The sequence below is a fragment of the Streptomyces sp. NBC_00775 genome (genome assembly GCF_036347135.1).
In the GTDB taxonomy this organism is placed as follows: Bacteria; Actinomycetota; Actinomycetes; order Streptomycetales; family Streptomycetaceae; genus Streptomyces; species Streptomyces lutosisoli.
In genome coordinates this window covers 6931092-6949862 of sequence record NZ_CP108938.1, presented here as the reverse complement: position 1 = coordinate 6949862, position 18771 = coordinate 6931092, and the positions used below count along the sequence as shown (strand labels likewise).

Below are 18771 nucleotides of genomic sequence, written 5' to 3'. Positions count from 1 at the left end.
CGTCAGTCGTTGATGCAGCTGTTGCCGATCGTCGGGTTCAGCAGGCCGACGACGTTGACCGAGTTGCCGCACACGTTGACGGGAATGTGGATGGGCACCTGGACCACGTTGCCCGAGAGGACACCCGGGGAACCGACGGCAGCACCATGGGCATCGGCGTCGGCGAAGGCCGGGGCGGCCATTCCCAGAGCCATGATCGTGCCCGCGACGACGGCAGCGCTCTTCTTGAGCTTCACGTACTTTCCCTTCTCTGCGGTCATGCCCCTTTGACGGCCGAAACCGAGCGAGCACAGCTTGAACGGCTCGCACCATGACCTGCAGGCTGCAAACGAGAGATAGACGGCGGAAGAAACTAACGAACGTGCGCCGCCCAGGAATTCACTCGAACGCTGTCATATAATTGACACGTCGGGCCCATTGGAAAGGGAAACATCTCGCCTGAGCGGCGAGGGAAGTTGACCGAACGTCAGCAAAATGCCTCCGGACGGCCCGCTGGAAAAAGCGACGGACCGTCCGGAGGGCAGCGCCGGTGAACGTCAGCCGTTGCCCACGCCGTTGCCGGCGAGTACGGAGATGTCGTCCAGGATGTGCGACAGCGGCTCGTCGCCCTTGGCCTGGGTGGAGTTCTCGGCACACTGCTGGTTCTGCGGGGAGGACAGGACGTTGATGTCCTGGACGTCGATCGGGACCGCTGCGAGGATGCCCTGCACGTTCCCCTTGACGGGCAGGCCGACGCACAGCTTGTTCAGGGAGCCCTGGACCAACGTGGCCTGCGGGCTCAAGTCGCCCTTGGTCACCGAGTTGCCGAACGCCTCGTGCGCACCGTTGCCGCTGGCGGAGGTGGTGCCGTGGTCGTCCCCGATGGCAAGCGCCTGAGGGGCGACCGCCGCGGACATACCGACGACGGAAGCGGCGACCGCCGCCGCGGCCATTGCCTTTTTCAGCATTTCGCTATTCCTTTCCCTGCCCTGGCTCCGGGCCAGGGCCATGTGCCTGCCACCGAACCAACAGGGCGTGCCGGGATTGGTTTCGATCCTTCACTCGATCGGTTTTTTCCGAGCCGCCGAAGGGAGTTCGTCCCCATAGGCCATCGGGGTGAAGCGGAGCAACCAAACAGGGCGAGGGAAGTTAATCAGAAAGCTCCGGTGGACGGGGTTTCACACGAAGGGACTTACACGTGATCAAGAAGGTACTGGCCACTGCCGCGGTCGCTGCTTCCGCCGTCGGCGCCACCGCCGCCGCAGCAGCTCCGGCGCTCGCCATCGGCAACGACCACGGCACCACCTCCGCGAGCGGCAACGGCGCGCACCAGGCGTTCGGCAACTCGGCCACCTTCGGCAACATGAGCCCCCAGATGGCCCTCATCCAGGGCTCCCTCAACAAGCCGTGCATCGGCCTGCCCGTCAAGGGGAACCTGCAGGGCCTCGTCGGCGCTGTCCCGATCAACGTCCAGGACATCAACGTCCTGTCCTCCCCGCAGAACCAGCAGTGCGTCGAGAACTCCACCCAGGCCAAGGGCGACGAGCCGCTGTCGCACATCCTGGACGACATCTCCGCCCTCTCGGGCAACGGTGCGGCCAACCACTGATCCGACGCGCTGAACGGGTTCTTTTCCTGAGCCCCCGGGGTGGTTTCTCCGCCCCACCAGCGGGCCGCCGATACATCGGCGGCCCGCTGCTTTAGCGTCCGGCGCGTGACGATGAAGAGAAACCCTTTGCCGCGGCGCCTGGCGATTCCCGGAATCGTCCTGGCCGCCACCGGCGCGCTGCTCGGCAGTTCCGCGCTCCCCGGCCGGGAGCACGCTCCGCGCGCGATGAACATCCTGCTGATGGGCACCGACGAACGCAACACCATCAGCGACGCCGAGAAACACGAGTTCCACGCGGGCGGACATCCCTGCGGCTGCTCGGACGTCCTGATGCTGGTCCATCTCTCGGCCCACCGGGACCGCGTCAGCGTGATCAGCATGCCGCGCGACTCCCACGCCGAGATCCCGCCGTACCGCTACGAGCCGAACGGCAAGGAACGCCCGCCGCATCCGGCGAAGATCAACGCGGCGTACCAGGAAGGCGGTCCGGACCTCGCGATGCAGACCGTGGAGTCGATGACCGGCGTGCGCATCGACCGATTCCTGGAGGTGGACTTCCGGCGCTTCATGGACACCGTGGACACCGTCGGCGGCGTCGAGGTGTGCACGCCTCGGCCGCTGAAGGACTCGGCGACCAAGCTCGACCTCGAGCCCGGCAAGCACCGGCTGGGCGGCGGGCAGGCGCTGCAGTACGTCCGCTCACGGCATGTCGACTCCAGCGCCGACCTCGGCCGGATCCAGCGTCAGCAGCGGTTCCTCGTCCAGGCGTTGCGAAGGGTGCAGGGCGGGCTGCTGGCCGACCCGGCGCGGACGGCGGACATGGTGCACACGCTTCTCGGGTCCGGGCCGCAGAGCTTCTCGGTGACCGAGCTGGTGGACCTCGCGGCCTCGCTGCGCAAGCTGCCGGCCTCGGCGACGGAGTTCGTGACGGTGCCGATCGCCGGGTTCACCCCGGCCAACCTGGGGATCGGCGCGGCACTGGACTGGGACCGGGAGAAGTCGGACGCGCTCTTCGCGAAGGTGCGCAAGGACCGGCCGCTGGTCGCGAAGGGCCCACAGACCAAACCGAAGGACCCGCCGACCGTCCTCGGCAGCACCGTGCCCGTGCGGGGGAGCGCGTACGCGTGCGGCTGAGGGGCGCGCGTCCGTCGTGGGCGGTGCGCTACGCCAAACAGGGCAAAGTACGCAACCCCTGGCTGGGGCGGGGCGTTGATGATCACGCAGCTCCTCCCCCGGAGTCCGCCTTTCGAAGGGAACCAACATGAAGAAGCTGTGGGCAACCGCGGCTGTCGCCGTCACGGTCGCCGGATTCGCGGCCACGGCCGCACCGCAGGCCCTCGCCATCGGTGACGACAGCGGCACCACCTCCGCGAGCGGCAACGGCGCCTCGTCGAAGTTCGGCAATTCGGTCACCAAGGGCGACCTGAGCCCGCAGCTCTCGCTGGTCCAGGGTTCGCTGAACAAGCCGTGCCTCGGCCTGCCTGCCAAGCTGAACCTGCAGGGCCTCGTCGGCGCTGTCCCGATCAACGTCCAGGACATCAACGTCCTGTCCTCCCCGCAGAACCAGCAGTGCGTCGAGAACAGCACCCAGGCCAAGGGCGACGAGCCGCTGTCGCACATCCTGGACGACATCTCCGTACTCGCGGGCAACGGCACGGGCAACGGCTGAGTCCGACAGACCGTCGGCGGCGGGCACCGGATCTTCCGGTGCCCGCCGCTTTGCGTTGCGTCAGCGCTTGTACAGCGCCTCGATGTCGGCCGCGTACGCCGCCGTCACCGCGTGCCGCTTGACCTTCAGGGACGGGGTGAGCAGGCCGTTGTCCTCGGAGAACTCGCCCGCCACCAGGGCGAACCGACGGATGGACTCGGCCCGGGAGACCGCCTCGTTGGCGTAGTCCACGGCCTTCTGAACGTCGGCGCGCATGCCGGGATCGAGGGCGACCTCGGACAGCGGGGTGTCCGCGGGCCGTTTGCGGACGGCGAGCCAGTGGGCGACGGACTCGGGGTCCAGGGTGATCAGGGCGGCGACGTAGGGGCGGTTGTCGCCGACGACGAGGCACTGGCCGACCGGCGGGCGGCTGCGCAGCCGGTCCTCCAGGACGGCCGGCGAGACGTTCTTGCCGCCGGAGGTGACGAGGATGTCCTTCTTGCGCCCGGTGATGGTGAGGTAGCCGTCGTCGTCGAGCGAGCCGAGGTCGCCGGTGGCGAACCAGCCGTCCGTCAGTACGGCGTCGGTCGCCGCCGGGTTGTTCCAGTAGGCGCCGAAGACGATGCCGCCCTTGATGAGGACCTCGCCGTCGTCGGCGATGCGGACGGCCGTGCCCGGGACCGGGAGGCCGACCGTGCCGGGGCGGGGTTTCAGGGGCGGGACGACGGTGGCGGCGGCGGTGGTCTCGGTCAGGCCGTAGCCCTCGTAGACGATGATTCCGGCCGCGTAGAAGAAGAGGTTGAGGTTGCGGTCCAGCGGGGAGCCGCCGCTGATGGCGTAGTGGGCGCGGCCCCCGAGTTCCTTGCGGATACGGCGGTAGACCAGCAGGTCGTACAGCGCCCAGGCGGCGTACAGGCCGGGCCCCGGCCCCTTGCCCACGCCGAGGAACTTGTTCAGGTACGCCTCCCCGAAGCGGACCCCGATGCGGTCGGCGCGGTCGAAGGAGGCGCCCCGGCCGAGCTTCTCGGCGGTGGCGCGTCCCGTGTCGTGGATCTTCTCGAAGAGGTACGGGACGCCGACCAGGAAGGTGGGGCGGAACTCCCGTAGTGCGGGCCGGAGTTCGTCGGGCTTGATGCTCGGGCAGTGGCCCAGCTCGATGCCGGCCATCAGGCAGGCGATCTGGAGGGTGCGGCCCATGATGTGGGCGAGCGGGAGGAAGAGGAGGGTCGAGGCGGTCTGGCCGGTGACCTCCTTGAAGATGGGGTGCAGCAGCTCGACCGTGTTGGCGGCCTGCGCGTGCAGGTTGGCGTGCGTGAGGACACAGCCCTTGGGTTTGCCCGTGGTTCCGGAGGTGTAGCAGACCGTCGCGACCGTGTCGGGGGTGAGGGCGGCACGGCGCTTGGCGACCTCCTCGTCGGGGATGTCCCGCCCCTGGGCGGCGAGTTCACCGATCGCGTCCCCGTCGAGCTGCCAGACGCGCGGGGGTTCGGGGTGCCGCGCCGTGCCGGTGGCCACGGTGGCCGCGTTCTCGGCGGTCTCGACGACCACGAAGCGGGCCCCCGAGTCCCTTACGATCCACTCCACTTGCTCGGCGGACGAGGTCGCGTAGACCGGGACGGTCTGGCCGCCGGCCGCCCAGATCGCGAAGTCGAGGACCGTCCACTCGTAGCGCGTGCGCGACATCACCGCGACCCGGCCGCCCGGTTCGAGCCCTGCGGCGATCAACCCCTTTGCCGTGTCGGTGACTTCACGGGCGAAGGCGGCCGCGGTGACCGGCTGCCAGGTGTGGTTCTCCTTGCGCCGCAGGACGACCGAGTCCGGTGTCCTGGCCGCGTTGGTGAAGGGCAGGTCGGCGGTGCTGCCGTCGGCGGGGGTCGCCGCCAGCGTGGCGGTACGCGCCTCACGCACCGTGCCGTCCGCGTCCCTGACCAGCTCCACCGTGCTGCGACTGGCCAGGTCGGTGCGCTGCCTGGCCCGTTTCAGATCCTTGCGTACGCCCATGACGGCTCCCGGTCGCAGGATGCTTACTCTGCGGTCAACTTACTCAGGCGTAACGGAAATTCAATGGACCGCGCAGGGATCGCGCAGGGTTCGGCAGCGTGGCCGCGCGGTGCGTCGGCATCGTGGCTACGTGGTGCAGCCGAGGTCGCAGATGTCCAGGTCGTTCGCCTGGTCGATCGCGGTCGCGAGGTCCTGGACAGCCTTGTCCTTGGAGGCGCTCGCCAGTTTGTGGGCGCGGGTGGCGAGTTCGTCCAGGGGCAGGGTGCCGGGGAGGGCGCTCCAGCCGTCGCCGTCCGCGCGCAGGGCGTTGGCGAAGTAGGCGGCCACGGCGGCGACTTGGAAGGCGTGGGGCGAGGTCCACAGGTCGTCGTGGAGGGAGCCCGTCTCCAGCTGGCCGGATTCCTCGTGCGGGGCGCGGCTGTCGGGGTCGAGCCAGCGGACGCTCGCGGTCGCGAGGTGGCCGGAGGCGCCGGGCTTGGTGCGGACGGCGTAGAGGGCCGTGACCGTGTGGCCGGGGCCCACCTCTCCGCCGTCCACCCGGTCGTCGCGGAAGTCCTCGTCGGCGACCTTGCGGTCGTCGTAGCCGATCAGCCGGAACTTCTCGACCGTCTGCGGGTCGAAGGCGACCTGCGCCTTGGCGTCGCGGGCCGTGAGGTCGATGTTCTGCGGGAGCTGCTCGCAGAAGACGGTGCGGGCCTCGTCGCGGTCGGAGACGTATGTCGTGTGGCCGTCGCCCTTGTCGGCGAGGCGCTCCATGAGGGCGTCGCCGTAGTCGCTGCCGACGCCGACGCCGAAGAGGGTGATGCCGTGCTCGCGGCGGGCACCGGAGATGCGCTCCAGGATCGAGTCCGCGTCGGTGTCGCCCGTGTTGGCCAGCGCGTCGGAGATCAGGACCACGCGATTGGTGGCGCCCTCGCGCAGGCCCTCGACAGCCGTGTCGTACCCCTGGTCCACGCCCGCGCCGAGGTTGGTCGAGTCCTGCGGCTCCAGGCCGTCGATCGCGTCGTGGACTCGGCCGCGGTGATCGCCGAGCCGGGTCATCGGCAGTACGGTCTCGGCCTCGCTGCTGAAGGTGACCAGGGCGACCGAGTCGTCGTCGCGCAGCCGGTCCGTCATCACGTCGAGGGAGTCCTTCGCCAGGTCGAGGCGGCCCGGTTCCTGCATGGAACCGGAGACGTCGATGACGAAGGTGAGGGCGGCGGGCGGACGTTCGCTCTCGCCGTCGGCGGCGCGGGTGGCGAGGCCGACCCGGACGAGCGACCAGCGCGAGTCGTCCGTGCGGGCGCCGTCGACAGTGACCGAGAAGCCGTTGCCGTCAGGGCGTTCGTAGTCCTGGCGGAAGCTGTTGACGAACTCCTCGGGGCGGATGGTGGAGGGGTTGGGGATGTGCCCGCCCGCGAGGGTACGGCGGGCGTAGCCGTACGAGGCGGTGTCGACGTCGAGGGCGAAGGTGGAGAGGTAGTCGGGGGACGGCGCGACCTCGCGGTCGGGGGCGCCGGTCTGCTCGCCCTGCTGTGACCCGTTCTGCTCGCCCTGGGCGGTGCCGCCCGACGGCTGGGCGGGGGCGGGCAGGGGGAGGTTCCGGCCGCCGGATTTGTTCGCGCCGTCCGAGGAGTTGCCGCCGCTGCCCGCGCCGCATCCCGTCAGCAGCAGGGCGCCCGCCGCCGTCAGGGCGAGCAGGGTTCCGCACAGTCGACGGCTGCCTGTGGTCCGCGTAGGTATATGGTCCATCCCCATCTGTGCCCCCTCAGTGAGCGGCCTGTATGTGGGCCGACGTCTGTGACTGTGACGTCCGAGGGGGCCGGAGTGTGCGCTCCGAAGCGTTGCGGATGGATCTCGAAGCGGCCACGGCGGGCGGTCGTCGAGACCGGTAGGTGATCCTCCGGAGACCTACGACACGATGTCCTTGCGCCGGAAACCCCGGAAGGCCAGGGCGAACAGCACGAGCGCGTACGTTATCGAAATCGCCGTGCCCTGGATCATGCCGGCCCACTCCGGGGTCGGCTGAACGGCGTCGGCCCAGGCGAACTGCCAGTGCGCGGGCAGGAAGTCGCGCCAGTCGCCGAGGGCGGTGACCGCGTCCAGGACGTTCCCCACGATCGTCAGGCCGACCGCTCCGCCGACCGCGCCCAGGGGCGCGTCCGTCTTGGTCGACAGCCAGAACGCGAGGCCCGCGGTGACCAGTTGGGACACGAAGATGTATGCGATCACCACGAGGAGCCGCTGGGTCGCGGTGCCCGCGGAGAGCGCACCGCCGGTGGGGATCTCCAGGGGGCCCCAGCCGTAGGCCGCGGTGCCCACCGCCAGCGCGACGACCGGCAGCAGCACCATCGCGGCGAGGCTGAGGCCCAGCGCGACGGTGAGCTTGGACCACAGCAGCCGGGACCGCGGCACGGGGGCCGCCAGCAGATAGCGCAGCGACGACCAGCTCGCCTCGGAGGCGATGGTGTCCCCGCAGAACAGCGCGACCGGGATCACCAGCAGGAAGCCCGCGGACACGAACAGGTTCACCGCGGCGAAGTTCGCGCCCGACGCGGTGGCCGTGTCCATCAGGGTGACCTGGCCGTTCCGGGAGCCCGGGTCGCCGCCGATCGCGAACGCCGCGACCAGGACGAAGGGCAGCACCGCGAGGATCGCGCCCATCACCAGCGTGCGGCGCCGCTTCAACTGCCGGATCAGCTCCACGCGCAGCGGAAGCGTGCGGCGCGCCCGGTACCCGTCGGCCGTCTCGGTCCGCTCGACGAGCGTGCTCATGCTGAGCCTCCGATCAGGGTGAGGAACGCGTCTTCCAGTCGGCGGTGGGGGCCCACCGACGCCACGGGCACTTCGAGCCGCACGAGCTCCACGACCAGGCGTTGTGCGCTTCCGCCGGGGTCGAGGCGGACCAGCAGCCCGCCCTCGGTGGCGGCGGCCGAGGCCACGCCCGGGAGTGCGCCCACCTTCTCGACGACCGGCTCGTCCACGGGCGAACCGGTGCCGACGAGCAGGGTGTCGCCGGAGCCGACGATCTCGCTGACCGGGCCCGCCTGGATCAGCCGGCCGCGGTCCATGACGACCAGGTGGGTGCAGGACTGCTCGACCTCCGCGAGGAGATGGCTGGAGACGATGACCGTGCGGCCCGCGGCGGCGTAACGGATCATGACCTCGCGCATCTCGCGGATCTGTGGCGGGTCGAGGCCGTTGGTCGGTTCGTCGAGGATCAGCAGGTCCGGGAGGCCGAGCATCGCCTGGGCGATGGCGAGGCGTTGCCGCATGCCCTGCGAGTAGGTGCGGACCGCGCGGGCCAGCGCGTCGCCGAGGCCCGCGATCGCCAGCGCCTCTTCCAGGTGGGCGTCCTCCGGCGGGCGGCCCGTCGCCTGCCAGTACAGCTCCAGGTTCTCGCGGCCCGACAGGTGCGGGAGGAAGCCCGCGCCCTCGACGAACGCCCCGACCCGGGAGAGCACGGGCGCGCCCGGCCGGATCTGGTGCCCGAAGACGCGGATCTCGCCGCCGTCGGGCTTGATGAGGCCCATGAGCATGCGCAGGGTGGTCGTCTTGCCCGCGCCGTTCGGCCCGAGCAGACCGAGGACCTGGCCCTTCTCCACGCGGAACGACAGGTCGCGTACCGCGTACCGGTCCGCCGACTTCGCGTACCGCTTGCTCAGGTCCGTGATCTGGAGTGGGACTTCGGCCAGCTCGGGATCGGGCGCCCCCGGAGTCGTACGGCGGCGGCCTGTCAGCAGCAGCGTCAGCGCGACCAGCGCTCCGGCGAGCGGCAGCCACCACACCCAGGCGGGCAGCGGCGCGGCGGCAGTCGTCACACCGGGTGCGGTGGGGACCTGGAGGTCGCTCTTCAGGGACACGGTGTACGTGGCCGGAGCCACCGGTGACGCGTAGCCGAGGTCCGTCGAGGCGAGGACCAGGCGCAGCCGGTGGCCCTTCTGCACCTCGTGGTCGATGGCGGGCAGCGTGATCGTGACGTCCTTGCCGGTCTTCGCGCCCTCGACGCGGATCGGCGTGACCAGCTGCGAGGGCAGGACCTGCTGGGTGCCGCCCGGCCCGACGTCGTACACCTTCGCGAACAGGACCGCGTCGTCGGTGCTGGACCTGATGTGCGCCGTCACCGTCGGCGATCCGGTGATCCGCAGGTCGCTGCCGAACGCCGAGGACTCGAACTGGGCGTACTGGCCCGGGAAGTCGATCGAGATCCCGACTCCGAGGGACGAGAGCTGGGCGAGGCCGCCCGAGCCGCCGAGGCCGGGGAGGGCCGAGATGGCGGGCGGGCTCGCGCCGGCCGGATTCTCGAAGCTCTGCTCGCTGCCGCTCAGCGCGATGGCGTGCCGTGCGCTCTCCAGTCCGGGGTAGGTGTCACCGCTCGCGCCCCTCAGCTGGGCGGCGCCGTCGGTGGAGTCGATGCCTCCGGTGCGGGTGACGCGGAAGGCGGGGCCCGTGTCCGCGTTCTTGTCGTCCTTCAGGTAGCGGTCGAACCAGGAGTCGACGCGGGACTCGACGCGGCTGGTCTCCATCTCGCCACCGTCGTGCCCGCCGGAGATCCAGTCGACGTCCACGGGCGCGCCGTTGGCGCGGATCGCCTTGGCCATCGCGTCGGCCTGGCCGAGCGGGAAGAGGGAGTCGGACTGGCCCTGCACGATGAGGGTGGGCACCTTGATGCGGTCGCCGACCGCGGAGGGGCTGCGCTCCTCCAGCATCTTCGTGGCCGCCGCGTCGGGCTTCCCGGTCTCCGCGACCCGGTTGTACATCGCGCACAGCTGGGCCTCGAACTGGTCGCAGCCGCCGCTGGAGTTGAAGAAGATGCCGGTCCAGAGCTTCTTGAAGACCCCGTTCGGGAAGAGGGAGTCCGCCAGGTTCCAGTACGTGATCGCCGGGGCGATCGCGTCGACCCGCTGGTCGTAGGCGGCGGCCAGCAGGGACACCGCCCCTCCGTACGAGCCGCCGGTGACGCCCACGCGCGGGTCGCCGCTCTTGTCGAGCTGGACCTCCGGCCGCTCGGCCAGCCAGTCGATCAGCTTCGACACATCGGCGACCTCGCCCTTGGGGTCGTTCAGCCCGATCTTGCCGGTGGACTTCCCGAAGCCGCGTGCCGACCAGGTCAGCACCGCGTACCCGTCGCGGGCGAGCTTCTCCGCCTCGGACCGTACGTCCTCCTTGCTGCCGCCGAAGCCGTGCGCCAGCAGGACGGCGGGGCGGCGGTCCGAGGACGGGCCCGCGGTGAAGTACGAGGTGTCGATCCGCACCCCGCCGCCCATGGCCATGACACGGTCGGCGCGGTGCACGGGCGGGGTGTCGTCCGAGGCGACAGCCGTCCACGTGCCCGCGCCGGCGAGCACGACGACGGCCGCGGCCACGGCCGCGATCCACCGCCTGGGCCCGCGCGGTCGGGGCAGTCGAAGATCCATGCCCTCAACGGTACGGGTGCCGACTGACATCCAACGCACCCGCCGGGTTGAACCGGCGCCCCTCCCGCGGGAGTACGGGCCCGGGCCGGCATACCGCGTCCGTGGTACGAGCGGGGCGTTGAGCCGCGCCGCGCCATCACCGTCGACGAACTGACGTCGTCCTTGCCACCTACCGCTGCGCGGGTGGCAAGGACGACGGGACGTGCACGGTGGTGACGTGGGACTTCGGGTGGACCGTCAGGCCTGCGCGTCCTCGGGGATCGACACCAGCCAGCGGGTCTCGCGGCGCGGCCGCAGGTAGAAGGCCCAGTACAGGGTGGCGACGGCCGTGATGCCGCCGGTCCACAGCAGGTAGGTGGTCTCCTGCTGGCTCAGGATGTAGGCGAGGACCGCGATCAGAAGGACCGGCATCGCGGGCCACAGCGGCATGCGCCAGGCGGACGTGTGGGCGTGCTTGCCGCGGCGGGAGAGCAGCGCGGCGACCGCGACCAGCAGGTACATGCCCGTCACCGACACACCGGTCACGCCGTACAGGGTGTCCAGGTTGACGAAGCAGAGCAGCGCGCCGGGGACGCCCACGAGGAGGGTGGCGACCCAGGGGGAGCCGAAGCGGCCGAGCCGCGCGAGGCCCTTGTTGACGGGCTCGGGCCACGCCTTGTCGCGGGCCGAGGCGAACAGCACCCGGGAGTTCTGGATGACCATGACGATGCCCGCGTTGATGATCGCGAGGGCGACGCAGAGGCTGACGAAGGTGCCGACGGCCGAGTTGGACCAGGCGGTGACCATGGAGCTGATGTCGCCGCCGGTCAGGGTCGACAGGTCGGAGGCGCCCATGGTGATGGCGACGACCGGGACCAGGATGATGACCGTGGAGATGGCGAGGGTGGCCAGGACCGTACGGGCGACGTTGCGGCGCGGGTTCTCCAGTTCCTCGGAGAGGTAGACCGCGGTCGAGAAGCCCTGGGTGACGAAGAGGGCGATCGCGAGCCCTGAGACGACCAGCATGGCCGTCACGGTGTCCGTGTGGCCGCCGGAGCCCGCGACCTGCATCGAGACCAGGCTGCCGGCGCCGCGCTGGCTGTGCGTGAAGCCCAGGACGGCCACGACGCCCGCCGCGATGACTTCGAGGACCAGGAAGACGCCGGTGATCCAGGCGTTGGCCCGCAGGTCGAGCAGACCGGCGAGGGTGGCGAGCAGCATGACCCCGGCGCCCGCGTAGGACGGGTTGAGGTGCACGATCGGCGCCAGGTAGTCCGCCGTGCCCATCGCGATCACCGGCGGCACGATCATGACCACCAGCAGGGAGAGCACGAAGACCAGCCAGCCCGCGAGCCGTCCGGCCAGCGTCGACACCATGGCGTACTCGCCGCCCGCGCTGGGGATGAGGGTGCCCAGCTCCGAGTAGCAGAACGCCACGGCGATACAGAGCAGCGAGCCGATCGCGATGGTGAGCGCGGTCGCGGTGCCGAGGGACGAGAACAGGTCGGGCACGACCACGAACAGCGTCGAGGCCGGCGTCACGCACGAGAGCGTCAGCAGGGTGCCGCCGACGATGCCGATGGAGCGCTTGAGCTTTTGGGGGCTGCCGGACGCCGTGGGGGCGGCGTCCAGGACGGCGGTCTCGACAGGGCGGAGCGTGTCGGTCATGAAGCGGTTCCGATCGACTCGTGCGTCAGGTGATTCGGGGGGAGCGTTATCGCCTCCGGCGGCTCGCGTCGTATGTCTCTTCGATCGCTCCCGGCGTTGATGGAACCTTGACGGAAACCGTTGCGTCAATGGCCGTTTACCTACGGAATCCGCAATAGCGGAGCGACGCAGGTCACATCACTTTCGCAGGCCCGTACGCCCCTATGTGGCAATCATCAAGACCTAGCGGAATGTGACCTTGCTTTTGAAGGCCGCATCAGCAAATCACCTGCACTACCCGTTTCATCACCCAATGACGAGAACAGCAGTCGAGGCGTCAAAATTCGCCGAGATTGGTCCGCACTCCGGACGCCTACCGAACAGTAGAGTCCTGCCTCACAGACGACGCACAACTAGGGGTGGGGCACGTGAAGCACATACGTATCGCGGTCTGGGCGGGGGTGGCCGCGGCAGCGCTGGCCGGGACGACCGCGTGCAGCGCCGAGACCACGAAGAAGACGGCCGAGGCGGTCAGCCACGCCGACACGATCATGGCGGCGCTCACGCGGGCGACGGACCGGACCGAGCAGCTCGGCTCGGCCGAGGTCAAGATGACCACCGAGCTGAACGGCGGCGCCCCCATCGCCATGGAGGGCACCTACTCCTGGGGCGACGGCTTCGCGTACGACGTCGAGATGGACACCAAGGCCGCGAAGATGCAGACGCTGACGACCGACCCGTCGATCCGCATGCTGCTCGTGGACGGCGCCTACTACTACGACACCGACCCCCAGCCCTCCGGCCCGCTCAAGGGCAAGGAGTGGATGAAGGTCGACGCGTCGGCCATGTTCGGCGAGAAGGGCGCCCAGGCGCTCAGCGGGAACTCCGGCGCCGGCAGCCCGGCGGCCACCATGAAGGGCCTCAAGTACGCGAACGACGTCGAGGACCTCGGCAAGGAGACCGTCGACGGGAAGAGCACGACCCACTACCGGGCCGTGATCGACAAGGACCACATGGGCAAGTTCAAGGACGCCTACGGGTCCGGGAACCAGGGCACCCTCTTCAACTCGGTGACCGGCGGCTCCGACTCGATCACCATGGACGTCTGGGTCGGCGCCAAGGACCTGCCGGTCCGGCTGAAGGAGGTGTTCGGCACCATGACGGTCACCATGGACTTCAAGAAGTTCGGTGCCACCGCCGACGTCAAGGCCCCGCCCGCGGCGCAGACCGGCGACGTGACCGAGCTGATGAAGAAGGCCGCCGAGCAGCAGGGCTGAAGCAGCGGCAGGGCTGAACACGGCGGTGCCCCGCCCCTCGTGGGAGGGGCGGGGCACCGGTGGTCGTACGGCCACAGCGGCCCTACGGCCTCAGTGGTTGCGCGGGAAGCCCAGGTCGACGCCGGTCGGCGCCTCGGACGGGTCCGGCCAGCGGGTGGTGACGACCTTGCCGCGGGTGTAGAAGTGCGTGCCGTCGTTGCCGTAGATGTGGTGGTCTCCGAAGAGGGAGTCCTTCCAGCCACCGAAGGAGTGGTAGCCGACGGGCACCGGGATCGGCACGTTCACGCCGACCATGCCCGCCTCGATCTCCAGCTGGAAGCGGCGGGCGGCGCCGCCGTCCCGGGTGAAGATCGCGGTGCCGTTGCCGAACGGCGAGTTGTTGATGAGGGCGACACCCTCCTCGTAGGTGTCGACGCGCAGCACGCACAGCACCGGGCCGAAGATCTCGTCCTTGTACGCGTCCGCCGTCACCGGAACGCGGTCGAGGAGCGAGAGGCCGATCCAGTGGCCGTCCTCGAAGCCCTCGACCGTGTAGCCGGTGCCGTCCAGGACGACCTCGGAGCCCTGCGCCGCCGCACCGTGCACGTACGACGCGACCTTGTCGCGGTGGACGGCCGTGATGAGCGGGCCCATCTCGGACGTCGGGTCGTTGCCGGGGCCGATCTTGATCTTCTCGGCGCGCTCGCGGATCTTCTCGACCAGCTCGTCGCCGATGGAACCGACGGCCACGACGGCGGAGATCGCCATGCAGCGCTCGCCCGCCGAGCCGTACGCGGCCGAGACGGCGGCGTCGGCGGCCGCGTCCAGGTCGGCGTCCGGGAGGACCAGCATGTGGTTCTTGGCGCCGCCGAGCGCCTGGACGCGCTTGTGGTTCGCGGCGGCGGTGGTGTGGATGTAGCGGGCGATCGGCGTGGAGCCGACGAAGGACACCGCCTTGACGTCCGGGTGCTCCAGGAGACGGTCGACGGCCACCTTGTCACCGTGGACGACGTTGAAGACGCCGTCCGGCAGACCGGCCTCGGCGAGCAGCTCGGCGATCTTCATGGCGGCCGACGGGTCCTTCTCGGACGGCTTCAGCACGAAGGTGTTGCCGCACGCGATGGCGATCGGGAACATCCACATCGGCACCATGGCCGGGAAGTTGAACGGCGTGATGCCGGCGACGACACCCAGCGGCTGGCGGATGGACGAGACGTCGACCCGGCTCGCCACCTCGGTCGACAGCTCACCCTTCAGCTGCACGGTGATCCCGCACGCCAGGTCGACGATCTCCAGGCCGCGCGCGACCTCGCCGAGCGCGTCCGAGTGGACCTTGCCGTGCTCGGCGGTGATCAGCTCGGCGATCGCGTCACGGTTCGCGTCGAGCAGCGCGCGGAACTTGAAGAGGATCGTGGTCCGCTTGGCCAGCGAGGACTGGCCCCAGGTCGCGTAGGCGTCCTTGGCGGCGGCGACCGCCGCGTCGACCTCGTCGACGGTCGCGAAGGCGACCTGCGTGGTCACGGCGCCGGTCGCCGGGTCGGTGACCGGCCCGTACGTACCCGACACACCCTCGACAGTCTTGCCACCGATCCAGTGGTTGACGGTCTTCGTCATGGCCAAAAACTCCTTCACAGATGGCGGCGTCGGGCAGCGACGTGCCGGTCGTACTCCTCGCGCGCCTTGACCGCCGACGATCGGGTCGCGGTCTCGGCCACAGGTACATCCCACCAGGCTTGAGCCGGAGGCGCGCCCGACACTGTGTCTGCCGTTTCGGTCTCCACGTAGACACATGTGGGAGTGTCCGCGGCCCGCGCCTCGGCGAGGGCCGCCCGCAGGTCACGTACGGTCTTCGCGCGTAGGACCCGCATGCCCAGGCTGGCCGCGTTGGCCGCGAGGTCGACGGGCAGCGGCGCCCCCGTGTACGTACGGTCCTCGGAGCGGTAGCGGTACGCCGTGCCGTACCGCTCGCCGCCCACGGACTCGGAGAGGCCGCCGATGGAGGCGTACCCGTGGTTCTGCACGATGAGGACCTTGATCGCGACGCCCTCCTGCACGGCGGTGACGATCTCCGTCGGCATCATCAGATACGTGCCGTCGCCGACCAGCGCCCAGACCGGACGGTCGGGGGCGGCCATCCGTACGCCGATCGCGGCCGGGATCTCGTAGCCCATGCACGAGTAGCCGTACTCGACGTGGTACTGGTCGCGCGAGCGCGCCCGCCACAGTTTGTGCAGGTCGCCGGGGAGCGAGCCGGCCGCGTTGATCAGGATGTCGTCCTCGTCGACCAGCTCGTCGAGTATGCCGAGGACCTGCGGCTGGGTGGGCCGGATGTCCGGGTCCTCGGCCTCGTACGCGGCGTCGACGCGGTACTCCCAGCGCTCCTTGTCGTCGGTGTACTCGGTGACGTACGCGGGCTCGGCGCGGTGCTTGTGCAGCAGCAGCGCCTCGGTGAGCTCTTCGAGTCCCACGCGCGCGTCCGCGATCAGCGTCTGCCCGGAGAGCTTGTGGCCGTCGTAGGGCGCGATGCTGAGGTTCAGGAAGCGGACGTTCGAGGCGGTGAAGAGGGTGCCGGAGGCGGTGGTGAAGTCGGTGTAGCGGGTGCCGACGCCGATCACCAGGTCGGCGGTGCGGGCGAGTTCGTCGGCGGTCGCCGTGCCGGTGTGGCCGATGCCGCCGACGTCCTGGGGGTGGTCCCAGCGCAGGGACCCCTTGCCCGCCTGGGTGGAGGCGACGGGGATGCGGGTGGTGGCGGCGAGTTCGGCGAGCGCCTCCTCGGCGCGGCTGTGGTGGACACCGCCGCCCGCGACGATCAGGGGGCGTCGGGCCTCGCGGATCGTCGTGACGGCGGCGGCCAGTTCGGACGCGTCGGGCGCCGGGCGGCGTACGGTCCAGGTCCGCTCGGCGAAGAACTCCTCCGGCCAGTCGTACGCCTCCGCCTGCACGTCCTGCGGCAGCGCGAGCGTGACCGCGCCGGTCTCGACCGGGTCGGTGAGCACGCGCATCGCCTGCAGGGCGGCCGGGATCAAGGCCTCGGGGCGGGTGATCCGGTCGAAGTACTTCGACACCGGGCGCAGACAGTCGTTGACCGACACATCGCCCGCGTACGGGACTTCGAGCTGCTGGAGCACCGGATCGGCGGGGCGGGTCGCGAAGACGTCACCGGGCAGGAGCAGCACCGGGAGGTGGTTGATGGTCGCGAGGGCGGCGCCGGTGACGAGGTTCGTGGCGCCGGGGCCGATGGAGGTGGTCACGGCGTGCGCCGACAGCCGGTTGCTCTGCCGTGCGTAGCCGACCGCCGCATGCACCATGGACTGCTCGTTACGGCCCTGGTGGTACGGCATGTCGTCGGCGTACTCGACGAGCGCCTGGCCGAGCCCGGCGACATTGCCGTGGCCGAAGATGCCCCAGGTGGCGCCGATCAGCCGCTGCCGGTTCTCGCCGTCCCGTTCCGTGTACTGGACGGCCAGGAACCGCACCAGCGCCTGTGCGACCGTCAGCCTCGTCGTTGAGGTCATCGGTATCCCTTTGTGCTCGCTGTGTCGTCTGTGCTGTTTACGTGGTCCGGGTGGAAGCAGATCCGCCACTCCCTGTCCTTGCCCGGTCCGGCCATCACATTCAGGTAGTACATCGTGTGGCCGGGCTGGGCGATGGACGGGCCGTGCCATCCGTCAGGTACCAGGACGGCATCGCCGGTGCGGACCTCGGCGAGGACGTCGGATCCGCCCTCGCGCGAAGGGAATACGCGCTGATAGCCGAATCCGTTCGGACCGTCGATCTCGAAGTAGTAGATCTCTTCCAGTTCGCTCTCCTCGCCCGGCCGGTGCTCGTCGTGCTTGTGCGGCGGGTACGAGGACCAGTTGCCGCCGGGGGTGACGACCTCGACGGCGATGAGCCTGTCGCAGTCGAAGGCGTCGGCGGAGGCGAAATTGCGCACCTGGCGGGCGCAGTCGCCGCTGCCGCGGTCTTCGACGGGAACCTCCGGCGCGGGGCCGTAGCGGGCGGGGAGTCGGCGCTCGCACTTCGCTCCTGCCAGGGCGAAGCGGCCTCCCACGCCGGAGGCGATCTGGACCCGGGCGTCACGGGGCATGTACGCGAAGTCGGAGACTCCGGCGAACACGCTCTCCCTGCCCAGGAGGGTGAACTCTTCTTCCTCCATGCCGTCCTTTATGCGCACCGTGCAGCCGCCGCCGAGCGGGAGCACGATCCACTCGCTGTCCCCGGTGGTGAAGGTGTGCGTACCGCCGGGCCCCAGCTCCACGATCCGCAGGCTGCTGTGGGTCCAGCCGGCACGCTCGGGGTCGATGTCGAGTACGTAGTACGCGTCGGCGGTGCTGCCCCTGGGGACGTACAGCTCCTTGGTCATGCGGCCCTCACAGCAGTCCTACTGCGGTGTCCACGGCCCCGGCCACATCGCCGTCCGCCGGATACAGCAGCGAACGGCCGACCACCAGCCCCTGCACGGTGGGGAGTTGGAGCGCGCCCCGCCACTTCTCGTACGCGCCCTCCTGATCCTCGCCGACCTCGCCGCCGAGGACGACGGCGGGCAGCGTGGAGGTCTCCATGACACGGGCCATGTCGTCGGGGTTCTCGGTGACGGGGACCTTCAGCCAGGTGTACGCCGAACTGCCGCCCAGGCCGCTGGCGATGGCGATGGACTTGGTGACGGCCTCGGCGCTCAGGTCGTTGCGCAGGGTGCCGTCGTCGCGGCGGCGGCACAGGAACGGCTCGACGAAGACCGGGAGCCGGCGCTCCGCCATCTCGTCGATGACCCGGGCGGTGGACTCCAGGGTGCGCAGCGAGCCCGGGTCGTCGTAGTCGATGCGCAGCAGCAGCTTGCCCGCGTCGAAGCCGAGCCGCTCGATGTCGCGCGGGCGGTGCCCGGTGAACCGGTCGTCCAACTCGAAGGCGGCGCCCGCGAGTCCACCACGGTTCATGGAGCCGATGACCACCTTGCCGTCGAGCGCGCCGAGCAGCAGCAGGTCGTCGAGGATGTCGGCGGTGGCGAGAACGCCGTCGACGCCGGGACGGGACAGGGCCAGGCAGAGCCGCTCCAGGAGGTCGGCGCGGCCCGCCATGGCGAACGTACGGTCGCCGACGGCCAGGGCGCCCCGGGCCGGGTGGTCCGCGGCGACGATCATCAGCCGGCCCGAGTCGTCGACAAGGGGGCGACGGGTACGGCGGGCGGCGGCCTCGGCGATCGCCTCGGGGTGGTGGGTGCGGGTGCGGACGAGGTCGGCGATGTCCACCCTCGGATGC

General features: G+C 70.2%; 15 protein-coding genes. 4 read left to right on the top strand and 11 right to left on the bottom strand.

All coding sequences use genetic code 11. From position 1 onward, the window contains the following. Positions 1-2: 2 nt before the first annotated feature. Together OIC96_RS30950 and OIC96_RS30945 are read right to left on the bottom strand one after the other, a co-directional pair. Complete coding sequence (locus OIC96_RS30950) at positions 3-260, bottom strand: chaplin (RefSeq protein WP_330304704.1); 258 nt, start codon at positions 258-260, stop codon at positions 3-5. A 276-nt stretch (positions 261-536) separates the two neighbouring features. Continuing rightward, the gene (locus OIC96_RS30945; RefSeq protein ID WP_330304705.1) at positions 537-947 is read right to left on the bottom strand and encodes a rodlin; all 411 of its coding nucleotides are present in this window, start codon (positions 945-947) and stop codon (positions 537-539) included. Positions 948-1177: 230 nt separating this feature from the next. On the opposite strand from OIC96_RS30945, the gene OIC96_RS30940 reads away from it, so the two are divergent. The 3 genes from OIC96_RS30940 (at position 1178) to OIC96_RS30930 (ending at position 3257) form a co-directional block, all read left to right on the top strand. Further along, a complete protein-coding gene (locus OIC96_RS30940) occupies positions 1178-1588 on the top strand; it encodes a rodlin (RefSeq protein ID WP_330304706.1) in 411 nt (136 codons plus the stop codon). Between the two features lie 111 nt (positions 1589-1699). Further along, on the top strand, positions 1700-2722 hold the full coding sequence (locus tag OIC96_RS30935) for an LCP family protein (RefSeq protein WP_330310110.1): 1023 nt from the start codon (positions 1700-1702) through the stop codon (positions 2720-2722). A gap of 127 nt (positions 2723-2849) precedes the next feature. Further along, complete coding sequence (locus tag OIC96_RS30930) at positions 2850-3257, top strand: rodlin (protein WP_330304707.1); 408 nt, start codon at positions 2850-2852, stop codon at positions 3255-3257. A gap of 60 nt (positions 3258-3317) precedes the next feature. Here the strand turns inward: OIC96_RS30930 and OIC96_RS30925 are convergent, their stop codons facing one another. The 5 genes from OIC96_RS30925 to OIC96_RS30905 all read right to left on the bottom strand — a co-directional run bounded on the left by OIC96_RS30925 (position 3318) and on the right by OIC96_RS30905 (position 12280). Continuing rightward, entirely contained in the window at positions 3318-5237 is a 1920-nt protein-coding gene (locus OIC96_RS30925) for an AMP-dependent synthetase/ligase (protein WP_330304708.1), read from the bottom strand. A 126-nt stretch (positions 5238-5363) separates the two neighbouring features. Then, positions 5364-6968 (bottom strand): vWA domain-containing protein, encoded by a 1605-nt coding sequence (locus OIC96_RS30920; RefSeq protein ID WP_330304709.1) that lies wholly within the window; start codon positions 6966-6968, stop codon positions 5364-5366. A gap of 159 nt (positions 6969-7127) precedes the next feature. Beyond that, positions 7128-7991, bottom strand: a complete 864-nt coding sequence (locus OIC96_RS30915) for an ABC transporter permease (RefSeq protein ID WP_330304710.1) — start codon at positions 7989-7991, stop codon at positions 7128-7130. Next, positions 7988-10633 (bottom strand): alpha/beta fold hydrolase, encoded by a 2646-nt coding sequence (locus tag OIC96_RS30910; RefSeq protein WP_330304711.1) that lies wholly within the window; start codon positions 10631-10633, stop codon positions 7988-7990. The genes OIC96_RS30915 and OIC96_RS30910 overlap by 4 nt, the downstream gene beginning before the upstream one ends. A gap of 237 nt (positions 10634-10870) precedes the next feature. After that, on the bottom strand, positions 10871-12280 hold the full coding sequence (locus OIC96_RS30905; RefSeq protein ID WP_330304712.1) for an APC family permease: 1410 nt from the start codon (positions 12278-12280) through the stop codon (positions 10871-10873). Positions 12281-12687: 407 nt separating this feature from the next. On the opposite strand from OIC96_RS30905, the gene OIC96_RS30900 reads away from it, so the two are divergent. After that, on the top strand, positions 12688-13536 hold the full coding sequence (locus OIC96_RS30900; RefSeq protein ID WP_330304713.1) for a hypothetical protein: 849 nt from the start codon (positions 12688-12690) through the stop codon (positions 13534-13536). A gap of 90 nt (positions 13537-13626) precedes the next feature. Here the strand turns inward: OIC96_RS30900 and mmsA are convergent, their stop codons facing one another. The 4 genes from mmsA to OIC96_RS30880 are packed head-to-tail and all read right to left on the bottom strand — an operon-like array spanning position 13627 to position 18761. Further along, the gene (gene mmsA, locus OIC96_RS30895) at positions 13627-15129 is read right to left on the bottom strand and encodes a CoA-acylating methylmalonate-semialdehyde dehydrogenase (RefSeq protein ID WP_330304714.1); all 1503 of its coding nucleotides are present in this window, start codon (positions 15127-15129) and stop codon (positions 13627-13629) included. 14 nt (positions 15130-15143) lie between these two features. Beyond that, positions 15144-17030 (bottom strand): 3D-(3,5/4)-trihydroxycyclohexane-1,2-dione acylhydrolase (decyclizing), encoded by a 1887-nt coding sequence (gene iolD, locus OIC96_RS30890; RefSeq protein WP_330304715.1) that lies wholly within the window; start codon positions 17028-17030, stop codon positions 15144-15146. Then, positions 17027-17878 carry a 5-deoxy-glucuronate isomerase gene (iolB, locus tag OIC96_RS30885; RefSeq protein ID WP_330304716.1) on the bottom strand — a complete coding sequence of 284 codons (852 nt, stop codon included), beginning with the start codon at positions 17876-17878 and terminating at the stop codon, positions 17027-17029. Before iolB ends, iolD begins: the two co-directional genes overlap by 4 nt. Positions 17879-17885: 7 nt before the next feature. After that, positions 17886-18761 (bottom strand): Cgl0159 family (beta/alpha)8-fold protein, encoded by an 876-nt coding sequence (locus tag OIC96_RS30880; RefSeq protein WP_443058563.1) that lies wholly within the window; start codon positions 18759-18761, stop codon positions 17886-17888. Between the last annotated feature and the right edge of the window lie 10 nt (positions 18762-18771).

Bases quoted from the DNA above. Each gene is read 5' to 3' on its own strand.
- OIC96_RS30950 (WP_330304704.1), bottom strand. From the start codon at position 260: ATGACCGCAGAGAAGGGAAAGTACGTGAAGCTCAAGAAGAGCGCTGCC.
- iolD (WP_330304715.1), bottom strand. From the start codon at position 17,030: ATGACCTCAACGACGAGGCTGACGGTCGCACAGGCGCTGGTGCGGTTC.
- OIC96_RS30915 (WP_330304710.1), bottom strand. From the start codon at position 7,991: ATGAGCACGCTCGTCGAGCGGACCGAGACGGCCGACGGGTACCGGGCG.
- OIC96_RS30905 (WP_330304712.1), bottom strand. From the start codon at position 12,280: ATGACCGACACGCTCCGCCCTGTCGAGACCGCCGTCCTGGACGCCGCC.
- OIC96_RS30920 (WP_330304709.1), bottom strand. From the start codon at position 6,968: ATGGACCATATACCTACGCGGACCACAGGCAGCCGTCGACTGTGCGGA.
- iolB (WP_330304716.1), bottom strand. From the start codon at position 17,878: ATGACCAAGGAGCTGTACGTCCCCAGGGGCAGCACCGCCGACGCGTAC.
- OIC96_RS30930 (WP_330304707.1), top strand. From the start codon at position 2,850: ATGAAGAAGCTGTGGGCAACCGCGGCTGTCGCCGTCACGGTCGCCGGA.
- OIC96_RS30935 (WP_330310110.1), top strand. From the start codon at position 1,700: ATGAAGAGAAACCCTTTGCCGCGGCGCCTGGCGATTCCCGGAATCGTC.
- mmsA (WP_330304714.1), bottom strand. From the start codon at position 15,129: ATGACGAAGACCGTCAACCACTGGATCGGTGGCAAGACTGTCGAGGGT.
- OIC96_RS30910 (WP_330304711.1), bottom strand. From the start codon at position 10,633: ATGGATCTTCGACTGCCCCGACCGCGCGGGCCCAGGCGGTGGATCGCG.
- OIC96_RS30925 (WP_330304708.1), bottom strand. From the start codon at position 5,237: ATGGGCGTACGCAAGGATCTGAAACGGGCCAGGCAGCGCACCGACCTG.
- OIC96_RS30945 (WP_330304705.1), bottom strand. From the start codon at position 947: ATGCTGAAAAAGGCAATGGCCGCGGCGGCGGTCGCCGCTTCCGTCGTC.